26 protein-coding genes are annotated in these 23,418 nt (G+C 57.4%); 8 read left to right on the top strand and 18 right to left on the bottom strand.

Translation table 11 applies throughout. The features are described 5' to 3' along the window. Positions 1-69: 69 nt before the first annotated feature. Positions 70-1,053: a hypothetical protein gene (locus ACR3EG_RS16300; protein WP_480497326.1), complete on the top strand. Its 984-nt coding sequence runs from the start codon at positions 70-72 to the stop codon at positions 1,051-1,053. A 51-nt stretch (positions 1,054-1,104) separates the two neighbouring features. Here the strand turns inward: ACR3EG_RS16300 and ACR3EG_RS16295 are convergent, their stop codons facing one another. Next, positions 1,105-2,496: an aminotransferase family protein gene (locus ACR3EG_RS16295; protein ID WP_480497324.1), complete on the bottom strand. Its 1,392-nt coding sequence runs from the start codon at positions 2,494-2,496 to the stop codon at positions 1,105-1,107. Positions 2,497-2,713: 217 nt separating this feature from the next. Here ACR3EG_RS16295 and ACR3EG_RS16290 point away from each other — a divergent pair, with 217 nt between their 5' ends. Beyond that, entirely contained in the window at positions 2,714-4,342 is a 1,629-nt protein-coding gene (locus tag ACR3EG_RS16290; protein ID WP_480497322.1) for an acyl-CoA synthetase, read from the top strand. Here ACR3EG_RS16290 and ACR3EG_RS16285 read toward each other — a convergent pair. The 7 genes from ACR3EG_RS16285 to hmgA form a co-directional block, all read right to left on the bottom strand. After that, positions 4,339-4,680 (bottom strand): DOPA 4,5-dioxygenase family protein, encoded by a 342-nt coding sequence (locus ACR3EG_RS16285; protein ID WP_480497320.1) that lies wholly within the window; start codon positions 4,678-4,680, stop codon positions 4,339-4,341. The two genes, ACR3EG_RS16290 and ACR3EG_RS16285, sit on opposite strands and share 4 nt — an antisense overlap. Before the next feature lie 82 nt (positions 4,681-4,762). After that, the gene (maiA, locus tag ACR3EG_RS16280) at positions 4,763-5,398 is read right to left on the bottom strand and encodes a maleylacetoacetate isomerase (protein WP_480497318.1); all 636 of its coding nucleotides are present in this window, start codon (positions 5,396-5,398) and stop codon (positions 4,763-4,765) included. A 12-nt stretch (positions 5,399-5,410) separates the two neighbouring features. After that, positions 5,411-5,614 (bottom strand): DUF2783 domain-containing protein, encoded by a 204-nt coding sequence (locus ACR3EG_RS16275; protein WP_480497316.1) that lies wholly within the window; start codon positions 5,612-5,614, stop codon positions 5,411-5,413. A 5-nt stretch (positions 5,615-5,619) separates the two neighbouring features. After that, positions 5,620-7,230: an FAD-dependent oxidoreductase gene (locus ACR3EG_RS16270; RefSeq protein WP_480497314.1), complete on the bottom strand. Its 1,611-nt coding sequence runs from the start codon at positions 7,228-7,230 to the stop codon at positions 5,620-5,622. A 126-nt stretch (positions 7,231-7,356) separates the two neighbouring features. Further along, positions 7,357-8,307 carry an MBL fold metallo-hydrolase gene (locus tag ACR3EG_RS16265; protein ID WP_480497313.1) on the bottom strand — a complete coding sequence of 317 codons (951 nt, stop codon included), beginning with the start codon at positions 8,305-8,307 and terminating at the stop codon, positions 7,357-7,359. A gap of 10 nt (positions 8,308-8,317) precedes the next feature. Next, complete coding sequence (gene fahA, locus ACR3EG_RS16260) at positions 8,318-9,574, bottom strand: fumarylacetoacetase (RefSeq protein WP_480497311.1); 1,257 nt, start codon at positions 9,572-9,574, stop codon at positions 8,318-8,320. 233 nt (positions 9,575-9,807) lie between these two features. After that, positions 9,808-11,163, bottom strand: coding sequence for a homogentisate 1,2-dioxygenase (hmgA, locus tag ACR3EG_RS16255; protein ID WP_480497310.1), 1,356 nt, complete (start codon positions 11,161-11,163; stop codon positions 9,808-9,810). Between the two features lie 58 nt (positions 11,164-11,221). On the opposite strand from hmgA, the gene ACR3EG_RS16250 reads away from it, so the two are divergent. Beyond that, positions 11,222-11,674: a MarR family winged helix-turn-helix transcriptional regulator gene (locus ACR3EG_RS16250; RefSeq protein WP_480497308.1), complete on the top strand. Its 453-nt coding sequence runs from the start codon at positions 11,222-11,224 to the stop codon at positions 11,672-11,674. A 63-nt stretch (positions 11,675-11,737) separates the two neighbouring features. After that, positions 11,738-12,973 carry an adenylate/guanylate cyclase domain-containing protein gene (locus ACR3EG_RS16245; RefSeq protein WP_170754974.1) on the top strand — a complete coding sequence of 412 codons (1,236 nt, stop codon included), beginning with the start codon at positions 11,738-11,740 and terminating at the stop codon, positions 12,971-12,973. A gap of 127 nt (positions 12,974-13,100) precedes the next feature. Here the strand turns inward: ACR3EG_RS16245 and ACR3EG_RS16240 are convergent, their stop codons facing one another. Next, positions 13,101-13,883 (bottom strand): lysophospholipid acyltransferase family protein, encoded by a 783-nt coding sequence (locus ACR3EG_RS16240; protein WP_480497305.1) that lies wholly within the window; start codon positions 13,881-13,883, stop codon positions 13,101-13,103. 294 nt (positions 13,884-14,177) lie between these two features. Beyond that, a complete protein-coding gene (locus ACR3EG_RS16235; protein ID WP_170356096.1) occupies positions 14,178-14,987 on the bottom strand; it encodes a division plane positioning ATPase MipZ in 810 nt (269 codons plus the stop codon). A 201-nt stretch (positions 14,988-15,188) separates the two neighbouring features. Here ACR3EG_RS16235 and ACR3EG_RS16230 point away from each other — a divergent pair, with 201 nt between their 5' ends. The 3 genes from ACR3EG_RS16230 (at position 15,189) to ACR3EG_RS16220 (ending at position 18,238) form a co-directional block, all read left to right on the top strand. Next, positions 15,189-16,076, top strand: coding sequence for an AEC family transporter (locus tag ACR3EG_RS16230; protein ID WP_480497303.1), 888 nt, complete (start codon positions 15,189-15,191; stop codon positions 16,074-16,076). 75 nt (positions 16,077-16,151) lie between these two features. Continuing rightward, the gene (locus ACR3EG_RS16225; protein WP_480497301.1) at positions 16,152-17,729 is read left to right on the top strand and encodes an MFS transporter; all 1,578 of its coding nucleotides are present in this window, start codon (positions 16,152-16,154) and stop codon (positions 17,727-17,729) included. A gap of 77 nt (positions 17,730-17,806) precedes the next feature. Next, on the top strand, positions 17,807-18,238 hold the full coding sequence (locus ACR3EG_RS16220; protein WP_480497299.1) for a hypothetical protein: 432 nt from the start codon (positions 17,807-17,809) through the stop codon (positions 18,236-18,238). Positions 18,239-18,317: 79 nt separating this feature from the next. Here ACR3EG_RS16220 and rpmE read toward each other — a convergent pair whose 3' ends face one another. Then, positions 18,318-18,539, bottom strand: a complete 222-nt coding sequence (rpmE, locus tag ACR3EG_RS16215; RefSeq protein ID WP_170356099.1) for a 50S ribosomal protein L31 — start codon at positions 18,537-18,539, stop codon at positions 18,318-18,320. 11 nt (positions 18,540-18,550) lie between these two features. Then, a complete protein-coding gene (rplS, locus tag ACR3EG_RS16210) occupies positions 18,551-18,934 on the bottom strand; it encodes a 50S ribosomal protein L19 (protein ID WP_170328369.1) in 384 nt (127 codons plus the stop codon). 367 nt (positions 18,935-19,301) lie between these two features. Here rplS and ACR3EG_RS16205 point away from each other — a divergent pair, with 367 nt between their 5' ends. Next, on the top strand, positions 19,302-20,099 hold the full coding sequence (locus tag ACR3EG_RS16205) for a glycoside hydrolase family 25 protein (protein WP_480497297.1): 798 nt from the start codon (positions 19,302-19,304) through the stop codon (positions 20,097-20,099). On the opposite strand, the gene trmD is transcribed toward ACR3EG_RS16205, so the two are convergent. Genes trmD through rpsP form a run of 6 tightly spaced genes read right to left on the bottom strand, consistent with a single transcriptional unit; the run spans position 20,096 to position 23,395 of the window. Beyond that, positions 20,096-20,899 carry a tRNA (guanosine(37)-N1)-methyltransferase TrmD gene (gene trmD, locus ACR3EG_RS16200; protein ID WP_170356101.1) on the bottom strand — a complete coding sequence of 268 codons (804 nt, stop codon included), beginning with the start codon at positions 20,897-20,899 and terminating at the stop codon, positions 20,096-20,098. The genes ACR3EG_RS16205 and trmD overlap by 4 nt on opposite strands. Beyond that, positions 20,896-21,711, bottom strand: a complete 816-nt coding sequence (locus tag ACR3EG_RS16195) for a hypothetical protein (RefSeq protein ID WP_480497295.1) — start codon at positions 21,709-21,711, stop codon at positions 20,896-20,898. The genes trmD and ACR3EG_RS16195 overlap by 4 nt, the downstream gene beginning before the upstream one ends. Further along, positions 21,711-22,214, bottom strand: a complete 504-nt coding sequence (gene rimM, locus ACR3EG_RS16190) for a ribosome maturation factor RimM (RefSeq protein ID WP_170754989.1) — start codon at positions 22,212-22,214, stop codon at positions 21,711-21,713. The genes ACR3EG_RS16195 and rimM overlap by 1 nt, the downstream gene beginning before the upstream one ends. Beyond that, positions 22,207-22,353, bottom strand: a complete 147-nt coding sequence (locus ACR3EG_RS16185; RefSeq protein WP_170356104.1) for a hypothetical protein — start codon at positions 22,351-22,353, stop codon at positions 22,207-22,209. Before ACR3EG_RS16185 ends, rimM begins: the two co-directional genes overlap by 8 nt. A gap of 4 nt (positions 22,354-22,357) precedes the next feature. After that, entirely contained in the window at positions 22,358-22,993 is a 636-nt protein-coding gene (gene bluB / locus ACR3EG_RS16180) for a 5,6-dimethylbenzimidazole synthase (protein ID WP_480497293.1), read from the bottom strand. Positions 22,994-23,005: 12 nt separating this feature from the next. Then, the gene (gene rpsP / locus ACR3EG_RS16175) at positions 23,006-23,395 is read right to left on the bottom strand and encodes a 30S ribosomal protein S16 (RefSeq protein ID WP_010437590.1); all 390 of its coding nucleotides are present in this window, start codon (positions 23,393-23,395) and stop codon (positions 23,006-23,008) included. Between the last annotated feature and the right edge of the window lie 23 nt (positions 23,396-23,418).

Below are 23,418 nucleotides of genomic sequence, written 5' to 3'. Positions count from 1 at the left end.
CGCTTGGGGCGGCTTTTTATTTTCATCTATCGGTTGTAACTTACCATCGTTCTCAAAATTTGGTTTCGAATGGTTGTTATTTTTTTCATAGGCTACTTGGCTTTTTTCATCGCTTTTTCGGTTTCTTATTCGCTTGGAAAAGGCCGCCCGCTTAAAGGTGGGCTGTTCTTTCTGGGAATACTTTTAGCAGTTGTTGCGGGAGCAATAGCCTTTGGCATGACGCGTAGCGTTCCCAACGATCTCAGTACCCAAATTTCGCAGTTGGCCACGGCGTATTTTCTTTTGGTTCCCGTTTCTAGCGTTGGACTTGGAATGGCGGTTGCGAGTTTGGTTGGGTACTTTGAGGGAAGTAGAGTCACTCAGGTGGTCATTCTCTCCGTGGCTGCGTCCCTTCCGATTGGTGTGGGCTTGATAATGTATCAGCAGAACGAGAGCGTTGAACGCACGAAGGAGCGTTTCCGGGCTGAGATGGAGCTAACGACCGTGTCTGGAGCATTTGGTTCGAATGTAGTTACGATACCAGTATCCCCCATCGTTTCCATTGGAACGCGGTGCAAAGTCGCGCAGGGCCAAAGCCCTAACACTTGCAATGCCAGCTTTGGCCAGCCGAATACCTATGAGTTTTTCCAAGGATTTGAGGCGACGGACCTGGACTTTTCTTGGTTGGTCATTCGGAATCCCGGTAATGATTGTTGGGTCAAGGCCAATTGCGAGCAGTTCGAGGAATGGTGTTCGCGACGTACAGATTTGGCTGATAGCGCTTGGTGTTGGGGCGAGCGCGAAATCGCGGTAAAAATGCGAAGCGACCCTAAACAACAAAATGAGGAAGATCTCGATGTTCCGCTCTTAAAGCTGTCCAGCCCCATTCCTGACCTACGCGCTCGTTGCCGATACCACCCAAAAACCGTGAATTGCAAAGTTCACTTTCTAGTCGCGCATGATATCCGAACGATCCTGTCAAAAAGCGAAATTGTGCCGGGGCGTGAAGAGGCAGCTGTCCTAGAAGCAAAGGCTTATGTAGATCGTTTATGGTCGGAAATGACGGGTGAATAAAAAAACCGGCGCGAGATACGCCGGTTTTCAAGTATTCCGAACAGTAGGGTGTTACCCGAAAACCCGCCCGAGCGCACCGTCCACCGCGTCGGTGATTTGGTCAATATCGTCCGGAGTGGCAATCAGCGCGGGTGAGAAGCACAGCGTGTTGTTCTTGCCCGGGACCGAGCGATTGGTCACACCGATGATTACGCCCTGCGCCATGCAGTCGGCCACAACCGCTTGTGCCATCTTTTCGTTCACCGGCTCGCGGCTTGCGCGGTCCGAGACCAGCTCAGCACCAAGGAACAGGCCCTTGCCGCGCACGTCGCCGATGACCTTGTGCTTTTCCATCAGCTCTTGCAGGTTGCCCATCATGCGCGCACCCATGTCGGTGCAGTTTTGCAGCAGGTTTTCATCTTCAATGATCCGCATGTTCTCGATCGCCGCCGCCGGGCCGGCGGTGCAGCCACCAAAGGTCGAGATGTCGCGGAAATAATTCATCGGGTCGTCGACATTGTCTTTGAACATGTCAAAGATTTCCTCGGTCGTGACCATGCAGGCGATGGCGGCGTAACCCGAGGCGACGCCCTTGGCCATGGTCACAAAGTCAGGCTTCACGCCGTATTGCTGATAGCCAAACCATGTGCCGGTACGACCAATGCCACAGACAACTTCGTCGATATGCAGCAGGATGTCATACTTGTCGCAGATCTCCTGCACGCGCTGCCAATAGCCTTCGGGGGCCTCAATCACACCACCGCCAGCGGTCACGGGTTCGAGGCAAAGCGCGCCGACAGTATCGGGGCCTTCGCGCAGGATGACCTCTTCGATCTGGTCAGCCGCCCATTCGCCAAAGTTTTCTTCGGGGGCGCCGTCCAGCTCGTGCTTGCGGTATTCCATGCAATGCGGCACGCGCACGAAATCCGGCGCGAAGGGGCCGTATTGCGCGTTGCGTTCGTCCTGACCGCCCGCTGACATCGCCGCCAGGGTCGAGCCGTGATAATCCCGGTCGCGATACAGAATCTTGGTCTTCTTGCCGCCGTATTTCTTGTGGGCGATCTGGCGGACCATCTTAAAGGCTTTCTCATTCGCCTCAGAGCCTGAGTTCATATAGTAGACCCGGCTCATCCCCGGCATTTTGCTGATCAGCTTTTCCGCAAAGATCGAGCCCGGAATCGACCCGGCCGACTGGGCGAAATAACACAGCTTCATCAACTGGTCATAGACCGCCTTGCAGATCGATTCGCGGCCATAGCCCACGTTGACCGTCCAGACCCCGCCCGAGACGGCGTCCAGATGTTCCTTGCCGTTCTGGTCCCAAACGCGCATGCCTTTGCCTTCGACAATGATACGCGGATCATTGGTTTCAAACGGCTTATGCTGGATCAGATGATGCCAGATATGGGCGCGGTCGGCCTCGACCACGCGGGAAAGATCGTTTTCGTTGAACGTGCCGTCCATGACATGTCCTTTCACAAGGTATGGGTGCGCAAGGTGCGGGAACTGGGTCCCGGCCTGTGTGTTCTTGATGGCTCAGATCACCGCGAATGGCCATCCGTAGATAGGGCCAGATTGCATCATCGCGTATCGCCAGTCCATGACTGTGCGCGTATTTCTACGAATTTGTCTTGCCCGCAGGATTGTGATCAAGTCCCGTGCAACAAGGGAGGGGTAGCTGATGACCGAAGCCAATATCTATGAGCGTCACCTGGGGAGGAACCGGGCAAATTATACGCCCTTGTCGCCGCTGAGTTTCATAGAGCGGACTGCGCAGATTTATCCCGATTATCCATCCGTTGTTTACGGCGCGCGCCGGTACACATGGGCCGAGACATATACCCGGTCCCGCCAAATGGCTGGCGCTTTGGCCGCGCGCCGGATCGGCAAGGGCGACATCGTCTCGATCATCGCCGCCAACATCCCCGAGATGTACGAGGCGCATTTCGGTGTCCCAATGTCCGGGGCGGTGCTGAACGCCATCAACACGCGACTGGATGCACCGATCATCGCGTTTATCCTGAATCACGCAGAGTCCAAGGCCCTGCTGGTTGACCCAGAATTCTCGGGCGTCGTCAAAGAGGCGTTGAAACAGGTCGATCACGACGTGCTGGTGATTGACATAGAAGATGACAGCTTTGAAGGCGGTGAGAAGCTTGGGGCGCTGACCTATGACGCGCTGCTGGCTGAAGGCGATCCAGAGTTCGCGTGGTCTTTGCCAGATGACGAATGGAACGCAATCACCCTGAACTATACGTCGGGTACAACGGGCAATCCCAAGGGTGTTGTGTACCATCACCGGGGTGCGATGCTGAATGCGCAGTCGGATCTGTTGGATTGGGATATGCCCAAAGACTCGGTCTATCTGTGGACCCTGCCGATGTTTCACTGCAACGGTTGGTGTTTCCCGTGGGCGATGGCGGCGAATGCGGGGGTTTCGGTCTGCTTGCGCGCTGTGCGGGACGAGCCGATCTATGCCGCTTTCCGCGACGAAAAGGTCACGCATTTCTGCGGTGCGCCGATCGTTCTGAACATGCTGGCGAACGCGCCGGATCACCTCAAGGATTTCGATCACCAGATCAAAGTGATGACCGCTGGTGCTCCGCCACCTGCGGCAGTTATCGCGAATATGGAAGGGATGGGGATCGAGGTCACCCATGTCTATGGGCTGACCGAGACATACGGCCCTTCGGTTGTCTGCGCTTGGAAAGACGAGTGGAACACTAAAGATGCAGACGAACGCGCTGCGTTGAAGGTACGGCAGGGTGTGCGGTACACGGCCTTGTCTGGGCTGATGGTAGCCGACCCTGAAACGCTGGCCCCTGTGCCTGCCGATGGCGAGACCATGGGCGAGATATTCATGCAGGGCAATGTCGTGATGAAGGGGTATCTCAAAAACCCAGATGCGACCGACAAGGCGTTCAACGGCGGATGGTTCGCCTCGGGCGATCTGGGAGTGATGCACCCCGATGGTTATATTGCGCTCAAAGACCGGTCCAAAGACATCATCATCTCGGGGGGCGAGAACATTTCATCGGTCGAAGTGGAAGATATCCTGTATAAACACCCCGCCGTGATGGAGGCTGCCGTGGTCGCCCGGCCCGATGATAAATGGGGCGAGACGCCCTGTGCATTTGTCGAACTCAAGCCCGGCACGCAAACGAGTGAGGCAGACATCATTGCATTCTGTCGCGATCACATGGCCCATTTCAAAGCGCCCAAGACGGTGGTGTTCGGGCCGCTGCCCAAGACGTCGACCGGCAAGGTCCAAAAGTTCAAGCTGCGGGATCAGGCTAAAGCGCTGGGCTAAGCACCCATTCGGTCAAAGATCGACAGGTCCAGCTTCAGCATCTCGCCCATCCAGATGGCGCGATCCCGGTGGTCCTCAAGATGTTGGCCGGTTTCGGGATGCGTAAAGATGGTCAATCCTTGCCGGTTCACCATCAGCCATGGAATGACCTGATCGAAGGCGTCCGGGGCAAATGCCAATTGGCAACTCCACCGCGGATGCGGGCCGACATTTTTGGCGTGCATCCGACCTATCTCGACGGGGAACAGGCGACCTGCTTCTTGGCAAAGCTGTTGCGCGAGTGTTTGAGTATCAGCATCGAAATAGACATGGGCGTGATAGCCGGTGATCTCGGGCATAGGGGCCTCCATCCTTGCTGAGAAGACTTTATGCCACCGCGGTTCTATTTCCTACTAACGTGCGCACACAGACCCTGTGCGGTCATTCAGGCGCGTGCCGGTCCGGGTGCGCCTGTGTAAAAGCAGGCAGGTCTGCGCAGGCCGCGTCGACACTCAGGATACGGGGTAGCCCGGTCAGATCGACCTGCCAGCGACGTGCGTTGTATAGCTGAGGTATCAGACACAGATCGGCCAAACCGGGCTGTGCGCCTGTGCAGTAGGGGGATTGTTCAAAATCGCCCAAAAGGGTTTCGAACGCCAAAAGGCCGGGGCGGATGAAATGGCGCATCCAGTCGCCGGGCATATTGTCGGCATCGTGGCTCAGCGAGGTGGCGTGGCGCGCAACCGAAAGGTTGCAGACCGGGTGCAGATCCACCGCGATGGATTGGGCCAAGGCCAATGACTGTGCGCGGGCTGCGGGTTCAGCGGGCAACGGACCCAGCCCCCGCGTGTTGTCCAGATAATCTATGATCGCCAGCGATTGAGTCAGCCGCAGGCCGTCAATCTCAAGCACGGGAACCAACCCTTGCGGATTACGTGCCAGATGCGTGTCAGACTTTTGGTCACCACTGGCCAGATCGACAGAAACCGCGCGATAGGCGACCCCAGCCAAATTCAGCGCGATGCGCACGCGGTAACTGGCTGAAGAGCGCCAGAAATCATACAGTATGACGCTCATCCTTACCTCCTGTCAGTTTTGGTCGTCAGGTAATTCTGCCGTTTTCAAAGCTTGAGACAAGACGTCGGCGTCGCCGATATGGTTGGCCAACACCAGGACCAGTCGTGCGTTGAGCGCGTCGCTGTCTGGCTTGTCCAGCCCGTCATGCAGGGCCAGCAGGTTGGCATAAAAGTCGTCCGCATTGTCGAAATTCGGTGTGAGGATCAAGTCAGCCATCCTACTTACTCCTTTCCAGTGGCACGGCGCATCGCCTGCCGAAACGCGTTTTCTTCGAAAGTGTCCCGCCGGGCGGCCACATGCTGGTCGGGGCGGATCAAATAGACGGCGCTGTCCGCATCCCCCAGATAGCGACGCTTTAACTCCAGCGTCAGGTCATCCTTCACGGACAATGCCAAGCGCGTGGCCTGGATACCGCCTTCTTCCAGGCGCTCAGGCGCTTCGGCGTCTATCGTCAGCAGCGTAAATTTTCCGGCCAGTTTCGGCAGCAGGAATTCGTCGCCCAAAGGCGCGTCTGGACAGGCTGAACCCGGGCATGTGATATCTGGGCCATTCAGTGCGTCCGCCGAACTGAGCGATGATCCCTTGTACGTGCAGGGCGCGCTAAGACGCCCGGAATTCACCAGAGGGCGTGCGAATTCGTATTGCTCGCTCAGGTCCAGTACCGCGTCGCGCAGCAAACGGGACATTTCGGATTTGGGCGTTATAAAATCGGTCGAGCGGGTCGACATAGTGATGTTCTCATCTGCTGCCTGAACGCGCTCGCGGCTATAACTATCCAGTAGCAGTTCAGGTGCTTTCCCGTCGATCACCAGTTTCAGCTTCCAGCACAGGTTGTCGGTGTCCTGAATGCCCGAATTTGCCCCGCGCGCGCCGAACGGGCTGACCTGATGGGCGCTGTCCCCGGCAAATAGGACACGTCCATGGCGGAACCTCTCCATCCGGCGGCACTGGAATGTGTAGATCGAGACCCATTCGAGTTCGAACTCCACATCCTCGCCCAGCATCGCCTTGAGGCGGGGGATGACGTTTTCGGGGCGTTTCTCGCGCTCTTTGTCGATGTCCCATCCCAGTTGCAGGTCAATGCGCCATACATTGTCAGGCTGTTTGTGCAGCAGCGCGGACTGGCCCCGGTTGAAGGGCGGGTCGAACCAGAACCAGCGCTCGGACGGGAAATCGGCCTCCATCACTACATCGGCGATCAGGAAATTGTCTTCGAATACCCGGCCGTCGAAATCCAGCCCCAGCATCCGGCGGGTCGGAGAATGCGCGCCATCGCACGCAATCAGCCAGTCGGCTTCTACGTTATAGGGGCCTTCTGGCGTCTCGACCTCAAGCTTGACGTGGTCGTCATGGGTGCCGATCGCCTCGACCTTGTTGCGGCCGCGAATTTCGATCGGTGCACCTTCGGCCTGCAAAGCGCGGACACGGTCGACCAGAATTTTCTCAAGATGATATTGTTGCAGGTTCACGAAGGCGGGGTTGGCAAAGCCTTTTTCGGGCAGCAAGTCGAACTCATAGACTTTGCGGTCGTCGAAAAAGACCTTGCCCGCCTCCCATTGCACCCCGGTTTCGGCCATCGGATTGCCGCACCCCAACCGGTCGGCGATATCCAATGTGCGTTGCGAAAAACAGATCGCCCGGCTGCCAAAGCTGACCTTGTCGTTGTCGTCCAGAACAACGACCCCAACACCTTGCTGGGCCAGGTCGATGGCTGCGGTAAGGCCGACTGGACCGGCACCAACAACGATGACCTTGTGGCGTACAGGTGTCGCAGTGTCCTGATCCGGGCTGCGCCCATAAGCATAGAGCGGTGTTTCGAAGATCTTGTTCATGGTTTCTCTCCCCGATGCGTTGACGCAACTGCTTGCCTCTGGCGAGGCTAGGCCAAGGCCCTATGGGAATGGTTCCATCGAATACGCCGACGAAAAACGATCTGGATCAAATGCGACGGTTTGTCCTTAACCTTGCAGGGCCTCCCACATGTCCAGATCGCGTTGGGCGGTCCAGATGCGTGGCGTGTCAATACCGCGCGCCTCGTCATAGGCGCGGGCTACGTTGAAGGGCAGGCAGTGTTCATAGATCGCGTAATCCGCGAATTTGGGGTCACATTCGGCGCGCACGGCGTCCCATGCTTCTTTCAAAGAGCCACCACGTGCCGCAACCTTTGCTGCAGGGCGATATGTGCTGTCGACGAAATCACGGGTGCTTTCAATAGCTGCATTCACCATCTCTTTGCCGATCAGGGCGTCTCCGCGTCCCGGAGCGATGGCGTCGACGTCGAACAGGCTGATTGCATCCAAGGTATCGCCCCAATCGCCGAAGTGCCCGTCGCCGCAGTAGCAGGCCGAGTGGTATTCGACGATGTCGCCGGTGAACATGACGTTCTGATCGGGTACATGAATGACGATATCACCCGCCGTATGAGCGCGGCCCAGATGCATCAGGTCAACCCGGCGATTGCCCAGGTAGACCGTCATTGTATCGCTGAAGGTGGTGGTGGGCCATGTGAGGCCCGGAATGCTCTCGTGCCCTTCAAACAGGCGAGGGAAGCGTTGGAATTCGCTATCCCAATCCTCCTGCCCGCGTTCCACGACCATCGCACGGGCCATGTCCGACATCAGGATCTGCTGTGCTCCATACGCGCTGGCGCCCAGCACACGCACGGCGTGATAGTGGGTTAGCGCAACGTGGGTGATTGGCTTGTCAGTAACCGATCGGACGCAGTCGATGACTTTTTGTGCCAAACGCGGTGTCGCTTGGGCCTCGATAATCATGACGCTGTCATCGCCGATAATGACGCCGGAATTCGGGTCGCCTTCGGCGGTGAACGCATAGAGCCCGTCACCGATCTCGGTAAATGAAGTCTTCTTCTCGGACATGTCCCCCTGGGACGCGAATGCTTTGGCCATGTTGGGTTCCTTATCGTGCGAATGGGTTTTCTAGTGCGGGCAATACTGTTCCTACGCAATCGCCAAAGCCGATCGAATAACCGTCGCCTTTTGCCGCGCCGGTCAGGGTCATGGTGTCGCCGTCTTCGATAAAGCGGCGGGTCTCGCCCGTGTTCAGCGTCAGCGGTTCCTTCCCGCTCCAGCTGAGTTCCAATAGCGAGCCGCGTTCAGGTTTCCTTGGCCCCGAGATGGTGCCTGAGCCCAGCAAATCACCAGTATTCATTGGGCAGCCCGACGTCGTGTGATGCGCCAGTTGCTGCGCGGCAGAGTAATACATCTCACGGTAATTGGTGCGGGCGATGATGCTTGCTGGTTTTCCGGACGGAGCCATCGTGATGGAAAGGTCGATGTCGTACAACATTGGGCCGCAATCCTTGAGGTGATCTAACAGCTCATGCTCGCGCGCGGGTGTGTCACAGCGAAAGGGCTCAAGCGCTGCCTTGGTCACGATCCACGGGCTGATCGACGTGGCTGTAGCTTTGGCCTGAAACGGTCCGAGCGGTTGGTACTCCCACGCCTGGATATCGCGCGCGGACCAATCGTTTAGCAGAACATAACCAAAGATGTTGTCGTCCGCCTCTTGGACCGAGATCGGACCGTCCGATGGTGTTCCAACGATGGCGCCCATCTCAAGCTCAATGTCAAAGCGGCGGCTGGGCAGAAAGGCGGGACGGTCATGATCGGGCGATTTCAGCTGGCCCCAAGGACGGCGAATATCTGTCCCTGACACAACGACAGAAGAGGCGCGGCCATTATAGCCGATCGGAATGTGCAGCCAATTGGGGGGCAGGGCATTTCCTGACCCGCGGAACATGGTGCCGACATTTTGCGCGTGGTGACGACCTGCATAGAAGTCTGTGTACTCGCTGACCGCGAAGGGCATATGCAATACGGCGTCGCTCTGCGCCACAAGCAGGGGCTCAACCCTGTTTTGCTCTTCTGATCCCTCGGCCAAAAGGCTGGTCAGGCGCGCGCGAAGGGCAGCCCAGACGGCGGGTCCTTGCTCCATCAACGGGTTCCAGAAGGGCAGGTCGAACAGGGGTTCGTCAATCAGGTTAATCAGACCTTCGGCCTCGGCGCTGGTGATGTCGAAAATCATGTCCCCGATTGCAACGCCACAGCGCGGCTCGGCACCTTCTGTCGCGAAAACACCATAAGGTAAGTTGTTCAGCGGAAAGGGGTGGGTCGCGTTATTGGCCGAGGCGATCCAGGATTTCAAAAGGGTCATTGGCGTTCCTTGTCGTCTTTATCGGCGCGACTCGTTAAGGGGCGCGCCGTTTGTGCCTGTTTCTGTTGATCAGTCGCTCAAGTCGGTTCCGCCGGATGAGCCGTCCTGCCGGTGGCCGGGCATTGGATTGTGGTTGTAGTGGTCCCGCTTGCCGTTCCAGCGCGCACGCCGACTCCAAAGAAACAAGCATACAAAGCCCAGGAAAACAGCAATTACTATGTAACCAGCATCCATCACTTTTTCCCTGCCGTTCCGTCGAACTTTTTCTCAAGAGAGGTCCAACAGTCAATGTAGTCGTCCTGCAGGGGCGCTTCGTTTGCGGCAAACGGGGTCAGGTGCTGCGGAAAGCGGGTTTCGAACATGAAGGACATCGTATTGTCCAGCTTGTCCGGCCCGAGGTTTGCATTCGACGCCTTGTCAAAGGCTTCGCGGTCTGGCCCGTGTGGCAGCATCATGTTGTGCAGGCTCATCCCGCCGGGAACAAAGCCCTGCGGTTTGGCGTCGTATTGACCGTAGATATTGCCCATTAGCTCGGACATGATGTTCTTGTGATACCAGGGCGGGCGGAAGGTGTCCTCGGCCACCATCCAGCGTTCGCGGAACAGGACAAAGTCGATATTGGCCGTCCCCGGCTGACCTGATGGGGCCGTCAGCACGGTAAAGATCGACGGGTCGGGGTGATCAAACAGGATCGCGCCGACTGGGCAATAGGTGCGCAGGTCGTATTTGTAGGGCGCGTAATTTCCATGCCATGCGACCACGTCCAACGGGCTTTGGTCGATTTGCGTTTTATGGAACTGCCCGCACCATTTGACGGTGACGGTCGAGGGCACTTCTCTGTCTTCAAACGCCGCGACCGGGGCCTTGAAGTCACGCGGGTTGGCCATGCAGTTGGCGCCGATCGGGCCACGTCCCGGCAGTTCGAATTTCTGCCCGTAGTTTTCGCATACAAAGCCGCGCGCAGGACCGTCCAGCACTTCTACGCGATACACAAGACCGCGCGGTAGAATCGCGATCTCTTTGGGTTCCAAATCAATTATCCCCAGCTCAGTTGCGAAACGTAGGCGGCCTTCCTGTGGCACCACCAGCAGTTCGGAATCGGCCGAGAAGAAATACTCGTCCACCATGGAATCTGTGACCAGATAGATGTGGCTGGCCATGCCCACTTGCGTGTTTACGTCACCCGCCGAGGTCATGGTGCGCATACCTGACAGCCATGTCAGGCCCTCGTCGGAATGCGGCACTGCATCCCAGCGATACTGCCCCAGGCTGATCACATCGGGATCAACGCAAGGGGCAGATTTCCACAATGGCAGATCGACCTTCTCATACCTGTGTGAATGCTTGACCGAGGGCCGGATGCGATAGCACCACGTCCGTTCGGGCGGGTTTGCAGTAAAGGCCGTTCCGCTCAGCTGTTCGCCATAGAGGCCGTAGTTGCAGCGTTGTGGGCTGTTCATGCCTTGTGGCAACGCGCCGGGCAGGGCCTCGGTTTCAAAGTCGTTCCCGAAGCCGGGCATATAGCCTGCATGTGTGCCAATAGTGCTGCTGGCTTGCGTCATCTGGTGTGGATCAGTCGGACGGTTCATCCTGTACTCCTCCTCATTGCTGCTTGTGAATTAATAGTTGTTTTTGTAACTAACAAGCATGACCGACACTGACCCCGCAAAAAATGATGCATTTGATCTGCAGGATTTCCTTCCTTATCTGCTGAACAGAGCGGCCGAGGAGTGTTCGCTGGAGTTTCAACGGGTCTACAAAGAACGGTACGGGATGCTTCGCACCGAATGGCGGGTGTTGTTTCATTTGGGTAACTACGGTGAGATGACGGCCAAAGAAATTGGTGAGCGGGCTCGCATTCACAAAACCAAGATCAGTCGCGCCGTCAGCAAGCTTGAGCAACGGCGATACTTAACGCGCACACCCAGCCAGAACGATCGCCGGGTCGAGCACCTGACGCTGACCTCGACGGGGCAGTCGGTTTACCGGGACCTGCGCGAGGTCGCCAAGCGATACGACGCCAGATTGGCGAACATGATAGGGCTGGATGACGCCTCTCAGCTCCGCGGGATGTTGAGAAAGCTGGCGGATATGGGGTGACCTCTGGTAATTGTCGTCCATTGCCCCCAGATGACGTGCAGAGCGGACATAGGATAACAATAAATGACAGCCCCGGACCCCAACGCGGCGAAATCAACCGATTTGATCAACTGGATAGTGACACGCGGCCTTGAGGGCGCGGACAAGGAAGAATTGCTGGATGGGTATTGCACCCGTCTGGTCGAACTTGGCGTGCCATTGATGCGGTTTCACGCGGCCCAATCGGCCCTGCACCCTGTCTATGGCGGTACTGGCTATAGCTGGTATCAGGGACGAGGTGGAGATTATCAAAAATTCAAGTATTCCGAAGACGTCAGCGAGGATTGGCAGAACAGTCCTTTGTTCGCGATCCTCAATGACGACATCGACTATGTGCATGAACGCATCGTCGATCAGAACGAACCCAGCAAATACCCTCTGATCAATGAGCTTCGAGAAGTTGGTGCAACTGATTACTATGCCACCAGCGTGGCTTTTGACGTGCCAACGCACAACATGCCGCCCGATGCCAAAAAGACGGTGGACGGGGTGCTTTTGTCCTGGACGTCAAACGCGCCGGAAGGATTTCGAGACAGCGATCTGGAACTGATCCACACCGCGTTGCCTCATCTTGGGTTGGCGCTGAAATCGGCTTCGAATGCACGAGTCTCCAAAGATCTTATGCGTGTTTATCTGGGCCGCGATGCCGGCCGCCGCGTGCTGTCCGGCGAAATTCGACGCGGGTCATTGCAGCAAATCGACGCTGTGATTTGGAATTTCGACCTTGAAGGGTTCACCAGCCTGTCCGAAGAACTGCCGGGAAACGAGATCATCGACATGCTTAATGATTACCTCGCGGTTGCGGTGGGCGTGGTGCATGACAATGACGGAAATATCCTGAAGTTCATGGGCGACGGGTTGATGGCCATGTTTGATGTTGGCGATATTGACGCGGACGCGCGGGCTGCGCTTAAGGCTGTGCCGATGCTGCAATCCCGGATCGAAGAGTTGAATGCCGCGCGCGAAGCAGATGGTTTGCCGGTGGCCAATTACACGCTGGCCCTGCATTCCGGCGAAATTCTCTATGGCAATATCGGGTCGGAAAGCCGGTTGGATTTCACTGTCATTGGCCCGGCGGTGAACCAGACTGCGCGTATTGCCGGGATGCATCGGTCTTTGGGTCAGCGCATTTTGATCTCGGATGACGTGGCTCGGGCTGCTCAGCCTTGCGGCAAGGAATTGATCTCGGTCGGGCGCTACATGCTGCGTGGCGTGCCCGAACCGAAAGAGCTGTTTACGGTCTACCGGCCAGGAGATTAGGCGTCGGCTGCGAGCGCACCGCAGCCGGTTCCGCTTAACATCAGAAAACTGCTACTGACGAAAGGTTGTCAATGAAGGCGTCGATCCAGTCGATCTGCTGGCATGACAGTGAACGTCTCTTGGATGATTAGCGACGCATTCGATTATTGAAAACGGCCATCATCGAATTTCTCAATCGAGACACGTCTTCGTCTACTGAAGCGGATGGGTCGCATTCGAATGGCGGCAGAACCTCGACCCGGATCGTTCCACTTTTTGGGAGGTGTTTGCCGCGTGGCAACAGGCGGTCGGAATCGTGGATGACGATGGGTCGGATTGTCCGGCCCGTATTGCGCGCGGCCAATACAGCTCCCGCCTTGAACGTGCCAAGACTTTCGGACCGGGTGCGTGTGCCCTCAGGGAACAGCACGACAGAGCAGCGTGCGGGCATTGCTTGGATAGCAGCGGTAAGTGTTTCAAGCGCTACACTGCCGCTCTTGCGGTCAACCTCAACAAGCCCGGCCCCCTTGAACCCACGGCGTAAAAGGGCCGCGTCGCAGAGTTCTTTCTTGGCGGCAAAGGTGATCCACTTGGCCTCTGGCAGAGCATCCATCAGGGCGAAGCCATCCAGATGGCTGCGGTGGTTGATCACAATGATGCTGCCGGTGTCAGCGGATAACATTGCCACTTCTGCCTGTGTCATCTCGGTCCGGATGCTCAGCAACCATAAAAGCCGCGAACAAGCACGTTTGACCAGTCGCCAGTACCAGCCGCGAAAGCCCCGCCGTTTACTGCAGAGTAAGGGCACAAACGCAACGAAAAGGAAATAAACCGGGCCCAGCAGGAACAGCGCCATGCGCTTGATGATGCGCACGCCGGTTGAGTCTATTGCCGCAGGTGCGGCTCGTTCTTCCGGACGTTGGAGTGACATGGATTCCGTTGCAAGTGTTGCTGTCGTGGGGATGGCCACAAGGGTCCTTCGTCTGGCTTTCGCTGCCTGCCCTCTGGGCGCGTGGCCTGACAAACACCCAGCGCACTGCCTCTATGGGGCAATGGCGAAGACACATCAACAAAAAGTCGCGCACAGACTAGACTTCAATGATTGGTTCGGACTTCAAAAGCGGATACTTCGCCGGGCGCGAATGTCCATTAGTACAGTTTGTGACAGTTCGACCCGAGGGCTTGGGCGGCAGAAAACTCCGAAAATTTGACTTGCGAGAGGGACCTAAAAGTCGATTTCGACGCCCGGCAGGTTCAGCTCTTTCATCATGTCTCGCAGTTCCTGACGGGCCGCGATGTTCGAGATGTTGAGCTGTTTGACCCCGATATCCTTGAGGTCTAGCAAAGTCAGGCCGCGTGGGAAAAGTTCGCGAAAGACGACTCGCTCGGAAAAGCCCGAGGCCACGCGGAAGCCGATGCGTTGCGACAGCATCTCGATCGCGCGCTGCATTTTTTCCTTGTTGACCATGCGCTGGGTTCCGACACGGTTTCTTACGACGACCCAGTCAATGGGCTTCAAACCTGCCTGTGCCCGCAACTGGCGCGCGTTCCATACCATCTCGGAATAGACCGAGGGACCAAGGATTTTCTCGCCTTTCGAGTCAATGCGGGCCAGCAAGTCAAAGTCGATGAAACTGTCATTCAGCGGCGTGATCAGCGTATCGGCCAGAGAATGCGCAACCTGACTGAGGCGGGTATGCGAGCCTGGGCAGTCAATCAGGATGAAGTCACTGTCGCTTTCCAATTCTGCCACTGCAGCTGAAAGGCGGTGGTCATAAATGTTTTCGCCCGGTTTCAACTTGGTCGCGTCAATCTCGGGCAGGTCATGATGGCGGGGGCTGGGAAGAGACAGGTCCGAGTTTTTCAGGAAATTGGCACGGTTTTCGAAGTACCGGCCGAGGCTGCGTTGGCGCAAATCCAGATCCAGAGTGCTGACCTTGTGACCCAGCCGCGCCAGCGCAGTGGCCACATGCATCGAGACGGTCGATTTGCCCGCGCCGCCCTTCTCGTTCCCCACTACGATAATGTGTGCCATGCCTGTATTCCCAAGTCCCGCCGTGTTTGACCACACGTTGTTGAACACCACTATATGTTGTGGAAACGTGGAAGGGAAGAACCCGAAACGCCATTCTGAAAGCCTGTTGCGAATTCACAGACCCAAGAAAGGACGTGTTGCTTGCCAGTTTAGCACCCTTGTCTCACTGTGGGCCTGAGGCAGCAGCGGGAAGGGCTTGAGATGGAACAGATATTCCTGAATGTGCTGAATGTGGTGCTGCCTGTACTTATCTGCGCGGGGATCGGTTACGTTTTGGCCATCACTCGGGCACCTTTCGACAACACAGTTGTTGGCGGGATCGTTTCTCGGGTCGGGTATCCGACGCTGATTATCTCGCATCTGTCGACAACGAATATTGCCGTTGGCACATTTGTCGACGTCATGGCTGCCGCGGCTCTGGCGATTGCGGGCTTCGGCATCTTGGGATTGGTCGCGCTTAGGGCAATGCAGTTGCCGGTGCGGGCATTTCTGACGCCGTTGATGCATGGGAATGTCGGGAATATCGGTCTGCCGATTACTCTGCTGGCGCTGGGCGATGCCGGGATGGCCTATACGATGGCGTTCGTGGTCGTTGTGTTGATCAGTATCTTTACCGTAGGCATGTGGATACCGGCCGGAGCGTTCTCGGCCAAAAAGCTGGTAACCTCGCCTATTATCTACGCTGTCGCCATTTCGCTGGGCCTGATGGCGACTGGGTACAGCTTGCCTGCACCCGTGGCCAAATCGTTCAACATCCTGGGCGGCCTTTCGATCCCACTTATGCTTTTGACGCTGGGCCACACGCTGGCTGGTCTACGCGTTCAAAGCTTGGGCCGGTCAGTGGTTCTGACCATGCTGCACCTTGGGATGGCGGTACTGATTGCCTCAGTGTTGGTTTGGACCTTCGGGTTCACAAGGGCTGAACGTGGGGCGGTCATCCTGTGTTGTCTGATGCCGTCATCGGTCGCAACTTATCTGTTCATTGATCAGCACATGCCCGAATACAGACCGGACGTTGCGGGGTTCATTCTGGTTTCGACATTGGCAACCATTCTCGTTTTACCGCTGGCGTTGTCTTACTGGATCTGACCTTATGTCGAAGGATGAACTCTGCTAAGATTCTGATGTGGCGGGTAAATACCCAGCGGATACGAGGGCTTGGCGATGTCGGATGCGAAATCACCTCAGCACAAAGCGCGTGTTGTTTTGGCAATGACGGCGATTTGTATGATGGTGGTTGGTTTCAATACGACGGCTGTTGCCACGATCTTGCCCAACCTCAAAGCCGAGTTTGACCTTACTCCCGCAGGGCTTCAATGGGTGATGGCGACCTATACCGTCGCTAGTGCTTCGCTTGTTACAATTGTTAGCCGACTGGGCGATATAACGGGCAAAATGGGCGTGTTCTTCTTTGGAATGGTCGTGTTTGCCATTGGTTCAGCGACTGTTTTGTTCGCGCAAAATGGGACGATGCTGTTGATCGGACGCGCTGCGCAAGGTGCAGGGGCAGCGGCTTTGTTCGGAACGTCTCTGTCCTTACTTACGGCTGCAACGCCCGAAGATCAGAGGGCAAGCGTCACCGGGGCCTGGGGCGCAATTGTAGGGTTGGCGATTGGCGTGGGCCCTATCTTGGGTGGGGCATTTGCTCATTACATCAGCTGGAGAGCCGTTTTTGCCACCGACCTGATCTTGCTGGCCGGCGCTTTTGCCATAGGTCTAACGGTCAGCAGGCGGGGTTATGTACCGGACACGCGGCTTGCGGGCGCAAGATTTGACTACGTTGGCGCAAGCGCTGTTCTGTTGTTTCTTGGGCCGTTGTCTTTTGCACTCAGCAATGGCGAAAGCGCTGGATGGGATACGCCTTCGACATTGGTGCCGCTGGCGGTCTCCGCATTCGCAATGGTTTGTATTGTCATCGCTTCGCGCCGCAGCCAAGACCCTCTGATCGAACTGCGATACTTTCGCCATCCGCGTTACTTCATGGCTGCGGCTGGCATGTTTTTGACCGGGTTTACCCTGTTCGGATTTTTCGTCTATTTCAACACGTTCGTACAGTCACCCGACGCCTTCGGATATACGTCGGTCGAGGCCGGGTTGGCGATCATGCCGCTTAGTCTAAGCATGTTTGTCATCTCGGTCACCGCGCCGCGTTTCCTCGCGCCCTACAGTTTCCAATGGCCTGTTGCGATAGGGTTGGGGTTGATGGCGGTTGGGTTCCTTTCGCTGACCGCAACTACGAACACAACACAATACGCCGAGATTTGGTGGAAACTTATGATTGTCGGCATTGGTCTGGGCATCTGTTTTTCATTGCTGCCACGCCTTGGGTTGCGCCTGCTACCCGAAAAGCACGTGGGGCAAGGTTCCGGTGTGATCAATGCGTGTTTGTATTTCGGCGCTACGCTTGGTGCCGTCGTTTGTGGCCTGGCCGAAGCTCTCACGACCCGTAAGGGACTGTCAGAAGTAATCAATGCCTTGCCTGTCGGATCGGCCCCGCGCGAGGATCTGGCACATGCGCTCACCCATGGCTCACCCAGTCAGATCCAGCAGATTCTGGCGGATCTGAAGCCAAATGCCGGAAGCGCACTGGCCCAGGCCCTTCGGGATCTTCAGGACAATGCCTTTGACAGCGCCATGGTCTTTACTGCGATGGCAGCCTTGTTGGGGATGGCGTTGGCGCTGCTGTTGCTGCGTGGACCAATTCCACCACTGCACAGCGCTGCCGATCTGACAGCCAATTAGACTAGAGCCACTAGCGTCGAGGAGCACCCAAGTGGGATGTTCACTTGGGAAATAGGGATCAAACTAGGATGTGAGCATTGGCTGTTGAAGGCATTTCCCCTGCTGTTAGCTTTCCCGAAATTGGGACTGTAGAAAGCCCCGCTGTTTTCTATGACGGGCGGACTGTATTTTTGTCTTACGAAATTGCACCGGTGTCGGGCGGTGGGGTCGCGATACTGAAATTTGATGATGTGATCGAATTTCGGATAGACCCAATGAATGTCGACGGTTTGCGGGCCGCCGAGTTCCCTGTCAAACCATGGGACTTTCAAGAGGTCACGGGATCAGAAAAAACCGAACGCTGGAAGGCTTTGAAACCCCGCTTTTGGACGATCTCCTTCAACGATGAAACGATAGAAGTCGTCTTCAAGCAAGTTGAACTGATTAACCGAACACATGAAGCCACAGCTCCTGATGCGGCTTTGAGGAAGCTGCTCGCATCGAACAAGGCGGATCGATTCCTACCGTAGCCAGCGCCACATGCCGCTGAGACGATAAACAAAAAGGCCGCCCCTTGGGACGGCCTTTCGCATCTGAAATGGATCTGGCTTAGAAGCCCAGACCTTCGTATTTCTTCTTGAATTTCGACACGCGACCGCCGGCGTCCATCAGGCGGGCGCCGCCACCGGTCCATGCGGGGTGCACGGAGGGGTCGATTTCCAGGGCCAGCTGGTCGCCTTCGGCGCCCCAGGTGGATTTCATCTTGATCACGGTGCCATCGGTCAGTTTGACGTCGATGAAGTGATAGTCGGGATGGATGTCTTTTTTCATCTTTCCGCTCCTTACGCCTCGGCGCCAGCCTTGGGCTTGTAGTTGGTGACTTCGGCGATACGCGCGGACTTACCACGGCGCGAGCGCAGATAGTACAGTTTGGCGCGACGGACGCGGCCACGGCGGACAACGGTGATGCTGTCGATGTTGGTCGAATGCAGCGGGAACACACGCTCCACGCCTTCGCCGAACGAGATTTTGCGGACGGTGAACGAACCGGCGATGCCGCTGCCACCTTTGCGCGCGATGCAGACACCTTCGTAGTTCTGCACACGGGTACGCGACCCTTCGGTCACTTTAAAGCCGACACGGATGGTGTCACCGGCTTTGAAATCGGGGATGTCTTTCCCCAGGGCGGCAATCTGTTCCGCCTCAAGCTGTGCGATCAGGTCCATCGCATTCACTCCTATCTGCTCGTGGTTGGTCCACGAAGTTTGGGCACGGGCTGAGAGCTCTTGGTCTTCACCGGGTCCTGCATGCAGCCCGCCAGAGGTCAGATCGAATGTTCCTTAGTCCAGTTTGCTCCGCCGCGCCGTGGCCGAAGAAAGCCGGGCGTCACGACATGGACCAAACCAAAACACCGGAGTCGCATGACGCGGCACCGGATTGCGGTCGTATAAGGGCATTATGTGCAGGGATCAAGCCCAAAATGCTGCGAAACGGTGGGATTCCGCCGCCTCAAAACAGCATCGTTGCTTTGATCCGTCGATCAGGCATTCTGAGGGCAATTACAAGAGCAGTCATTTCAAACAGGAACAGATCATGCGCACTGCATTGGTGCTTGCTGTCGCGGCTTTTGCCATCCTGTCCTGCGGTCGCAGCAGCCCGCCGCCGCAACAGGTCGCGGCCAACGCGTTTCTGGACACGACCTCACCTTCGGTGATTTTCCCGGCTTTCAGCGATGCTGATCCGCACCCGTGGGAGGGGCGTCATCCGGGCCATTATCCGGTGCACGGGCTGGACGTGTCGCGTTGGCAAGGGCCGATTGACTGGCAAAAGGCCAAGGCATCTGGGGTTAGCTTTGTGTTCATCAAGGCGACCGAAGGTGGTGACGTTGCGGATCCGATGTTTGCAAGTCACAGCAGCGGAGCAAAGGCCGCCGGGGTGCCTTGGGGGGCATATCACTATTACTATTTCTGCCGCCCAGCGCGCGAACAAGCCCGGTGGTTCATCCAGAATGTTCCCAAAGGATCGGACCTTCCGCATGTTCTGGATATGGAATGGACGCCTTATTCCAAGACCTGTACTCTGCGCCCAGACGGTGCGGCCGTTCGTGCCGAAGCTCAACGGTTTCTCGATATTCTCGAACGTCACTATGGGCGGCGGCCGATTGTCTACACGACTGTGGACTTTTATGCTGACACAGACATCGGGCGCCTGCCCAAGACAGAGTTCTGGCTGAGGTCCGTCGCCGGGCATCCAAGGAACGTTTATCCCAATGCGATTTGGCGGTTCTGGCAATACACGGGCACGGGGCTTGTGCCCGGTGTGCAGGGACCCGTGGACATCAACACCTTCAACGGCCCTCCCGAGATTTGGGCGCGATGGAAGAACGGCTAGTCTTCGGACTTTGCTTTGGAGTAGGCGTCCCACAAGTCGGGGCGGCGTTCCTGTGTGATCCGCTCGGACATCTCATGCCGCCAATTGGCAATACGCCCGTGATGGCCAGACATCAGAATGTCCGGGATCGGGCGGCCCTTCCATTCGGCGGGGCGTGTGTATTGCGGGTGTTCCAGCAGGCCCGAGGAAAAGCTCTCCTCCTCAGCCGAAGCCTGATTGCCCAAAACGCCGGGGATCAGCCTTACGGTGGCGTCGATCAGAGCCTGCGCGGCAATCTCACCGCCGGTCATGACGAAGTCGCCCAAGGAGACCTCTTGCACACCGTAGTGCTCCAACACCCGCTCATCTACGCCTTCAAACCGGCCACACAGCAGGGTCATACCGTCGCAGCGCGCCAGATTCTGCATCATGCGCTGATCCATCCGGCGGCCACGCGGGCTGAGGTAGATCAGCGGCCAATTACCCCGCACCCCCGCCATCGTGTGTTCAATCGCCTCGCCCAGTACATCGGCGCGCAACACCATGCCCGCGCCGCCGCCGGCGGGCGTGTCATCCACATTGCGATGCTTACCGACGCCGAACTGGCGCAGATCGACGGTTTCCAACTGCCACAAACCCTCTTGCAGCGCCTTGCCGGTCAGGCTTTCGCCCAACACACCGGGAAAAGCTGAAGGGAACAGAGTGATGATCTTGGCCTTCCACACCCCATGCAGGTCGGGCGTTGGGGTCAGCAGCTCACGCGGTTTCAGGGTCGGGCGGATCGCCTTGCGCCCATGAGATTTCGATGGTTTTTCGGTCATGTCGCACCCATCAGCGCCTGCTGCGCCCGTTCAACTACGGCGGCCTTTTGCGCGACCAAGGCGGCTTCGTCCAGACGTGATCTGTTCAGGTCCAGCAATTCGACCAAAACGTCCTCGGGCAGTCGAGTGTTCGATTTGGAGGGCGGAACCAGCTGTTGCGCCTTGTCATGGGGCAAGTCCAGATACTCGGCAAAAGGCGCACCCGGCCCGAATTGACGCAATTGCAGCTCTTCCAGCCAGTCCGTGTTCACGGTGACGGTGGGCAGCTTGTCACGGATCTGGTCCACGGTCTCTTGCAACGAGGGCAAATGGTCGATGCTGTCGCGGAATGTATCGAAATCCTGCACTTGTCGCATTCGCTGCAAATCATGCGCCCATAGGCTGCGCAACCAACTGCCCCGCTGACGCAAAGACAGGTAAAGCGTGATCTCGACCTCTTGCCCGGAAAACCTCTGGTGGATCGAATCCACAAGACAGGCGGCCAGATCGGGGGCTGCGGCGTAGCCCTGTTCCAGATTGCGACTGGGACGGAGACCCGCGAAGTTTTCCTCGCTGAGGATCAAACCGCGCTTTTCCCCGAAATCCAGCGTGTCGAGGAAGTCGCGCATCTGGCTGCCGAACTCGGACAAGGTGCCGACGGTGCCATAAACGGAATGGTTGGTCGCTGCCCGCGACAGGCCCGAGTTGCGCGTGCGATAAGGCAGGACCAACGCGAAATGGGGCCAGATCAATTCGCGATTTTCATAAAGGAAAGATTGCGCCGCAGTGGTGCCGGTCTTGTGCAGGCCCAGATGCAGCAGGACGCGGCGCATCAGATCAGCCCTTCGGGCGGGTCGGCGATGATGCGGCCTTGATCCAGATCGACCGTGGGGACGGCCTCAAGCGTGAAGGGCAGCAGAACGGTGGCCTTCAGCCCCGGCCCGTGCAGTTCCAGAAGGTCCGCCGCGCCGTGGTTTTGCACAGACTTTACACGGCCCAGCAGGGTGCCGCCGGTGTCATAGACCTCAAGTCCGATAAGGTCGGTGTGATAGAATTCGTCATCGGGCAACGAGGGCAGTTGATCACGCCGCGCAAACAGACGCAGACCTTTCAGCGCGTCCGCCTGTTCTTTGGTTTCAACTCCGCCCAGACGCGCCGCAAAGCCGTTCTTGATCGACCGAGTCAGGACCAGTGGATAGCGTTCGCCGCCGGCCTCATCGGTCAGGGGGGAATAGGCTTCGATATCCTCGGGGATGGCGCAATAGCTTTTCAGCCGCACCTCACCGCGCACGCCATATGATCCCGCAATGCTGCCGACGCAGATCAGATCACTCATTTGCCCCATCCGTCACACATAGACCGTCATCCCATTGTCCGATCCCTTCGCACGCCTCGCGCTGGTTCGAGCGTTCGAAGAACACGCCGACAATAAAAGCGATCATCAGCAGGATGGGAAGGCGTAACAGTCCAAACATCTGCCTATCGCACCTCGATCGGCAGGCTGTCGTCGCGGTTTTCCCAACCGACCTGTTCCAGTTCAGGCGTGTCCGATTGCGTTTCCGGCAGGCCAACGCAGAAATAGCCGATCAGCCGCCAATCCTCGGGTACGTCCAGATCACGCGCCATCTGGTCTGGGTCCAGAATGGATACCCAACCCAACCCCAGACCCTCGGCCCGCAAAGCCAGCCAGAACAGGGTGATGGCCGAAACCACCGAATAGCGCCGCATCTCGGGCATCGTGCCCGCGCCCAGACCTTGCCCCTTGTCAGTGGCATCGTCGCAGAACACGGCCAGTTGCACTGGGGCCTCTTGCATCCCCGACAGTTTCAGGCGGCTGTAAAGCTGCGCCTTTTCGCCGGAATACCCGTCCAACGCCTGCGCATTGGCGGTTTGAAAATTTCGCAGCGCCGCGTCACTCGCGGGCTGACTTTCGACGCGGATCACGCGCCAGGGTTCGCTCAGCCCCACCGAAGGGGCCAGCCGAAACGCGTCGAGGCAGCGCGTCAGCACTGCCTCGTCAATCGCGTCGGTGCGGAACCGACGCACATCGCGCCGGAGCCGCAACAACAGGTCAAACTGCGCGCGAAAATCGTCAGTGAATGTCTGATCCCGCACGCGCTTGCCTGCTTATTCTTCTGCAGCCGCTTCTTCAGCCGGTGCAGCAGCAGCTTCTGCCGCCTCAGCAGCCTTGGCCGCTTTCTCTTCAGCGCGCTCCTGGGCTTTCTTGCCCGGAGTACCCTTGTTGGGGTTGTTGCGCTCGGCCTTGTCGCGGGCGCCAGCTGCTTCCAGCATACGTGCGATCCGGTCGGTGGGCTGGGCACCCTGGTCCAGCCAGTACTGGATACGCTCCATGTTCATTTTCACGCGCTCTTCGCTGTCTTTGGGCAGCAGCGGGTTGTAGGTGCCCAGTTTCTCGATGAAACGGCCGTCGCGGGGCATACGGCTGTCAGCCGCAACAATGCGATAGAAAGGACGTTTTTTCGAGCCGCCGCGGGCGAGACGAATTTTCATTGCCATGGTGGTATCTCCTTAAGATGGCG

The organism is Ruegeria sp. AM7, assembly GCF_056535965.1.
This window is presented reverse-complemented; position numbering and strand designations above follow the sequence as displayed.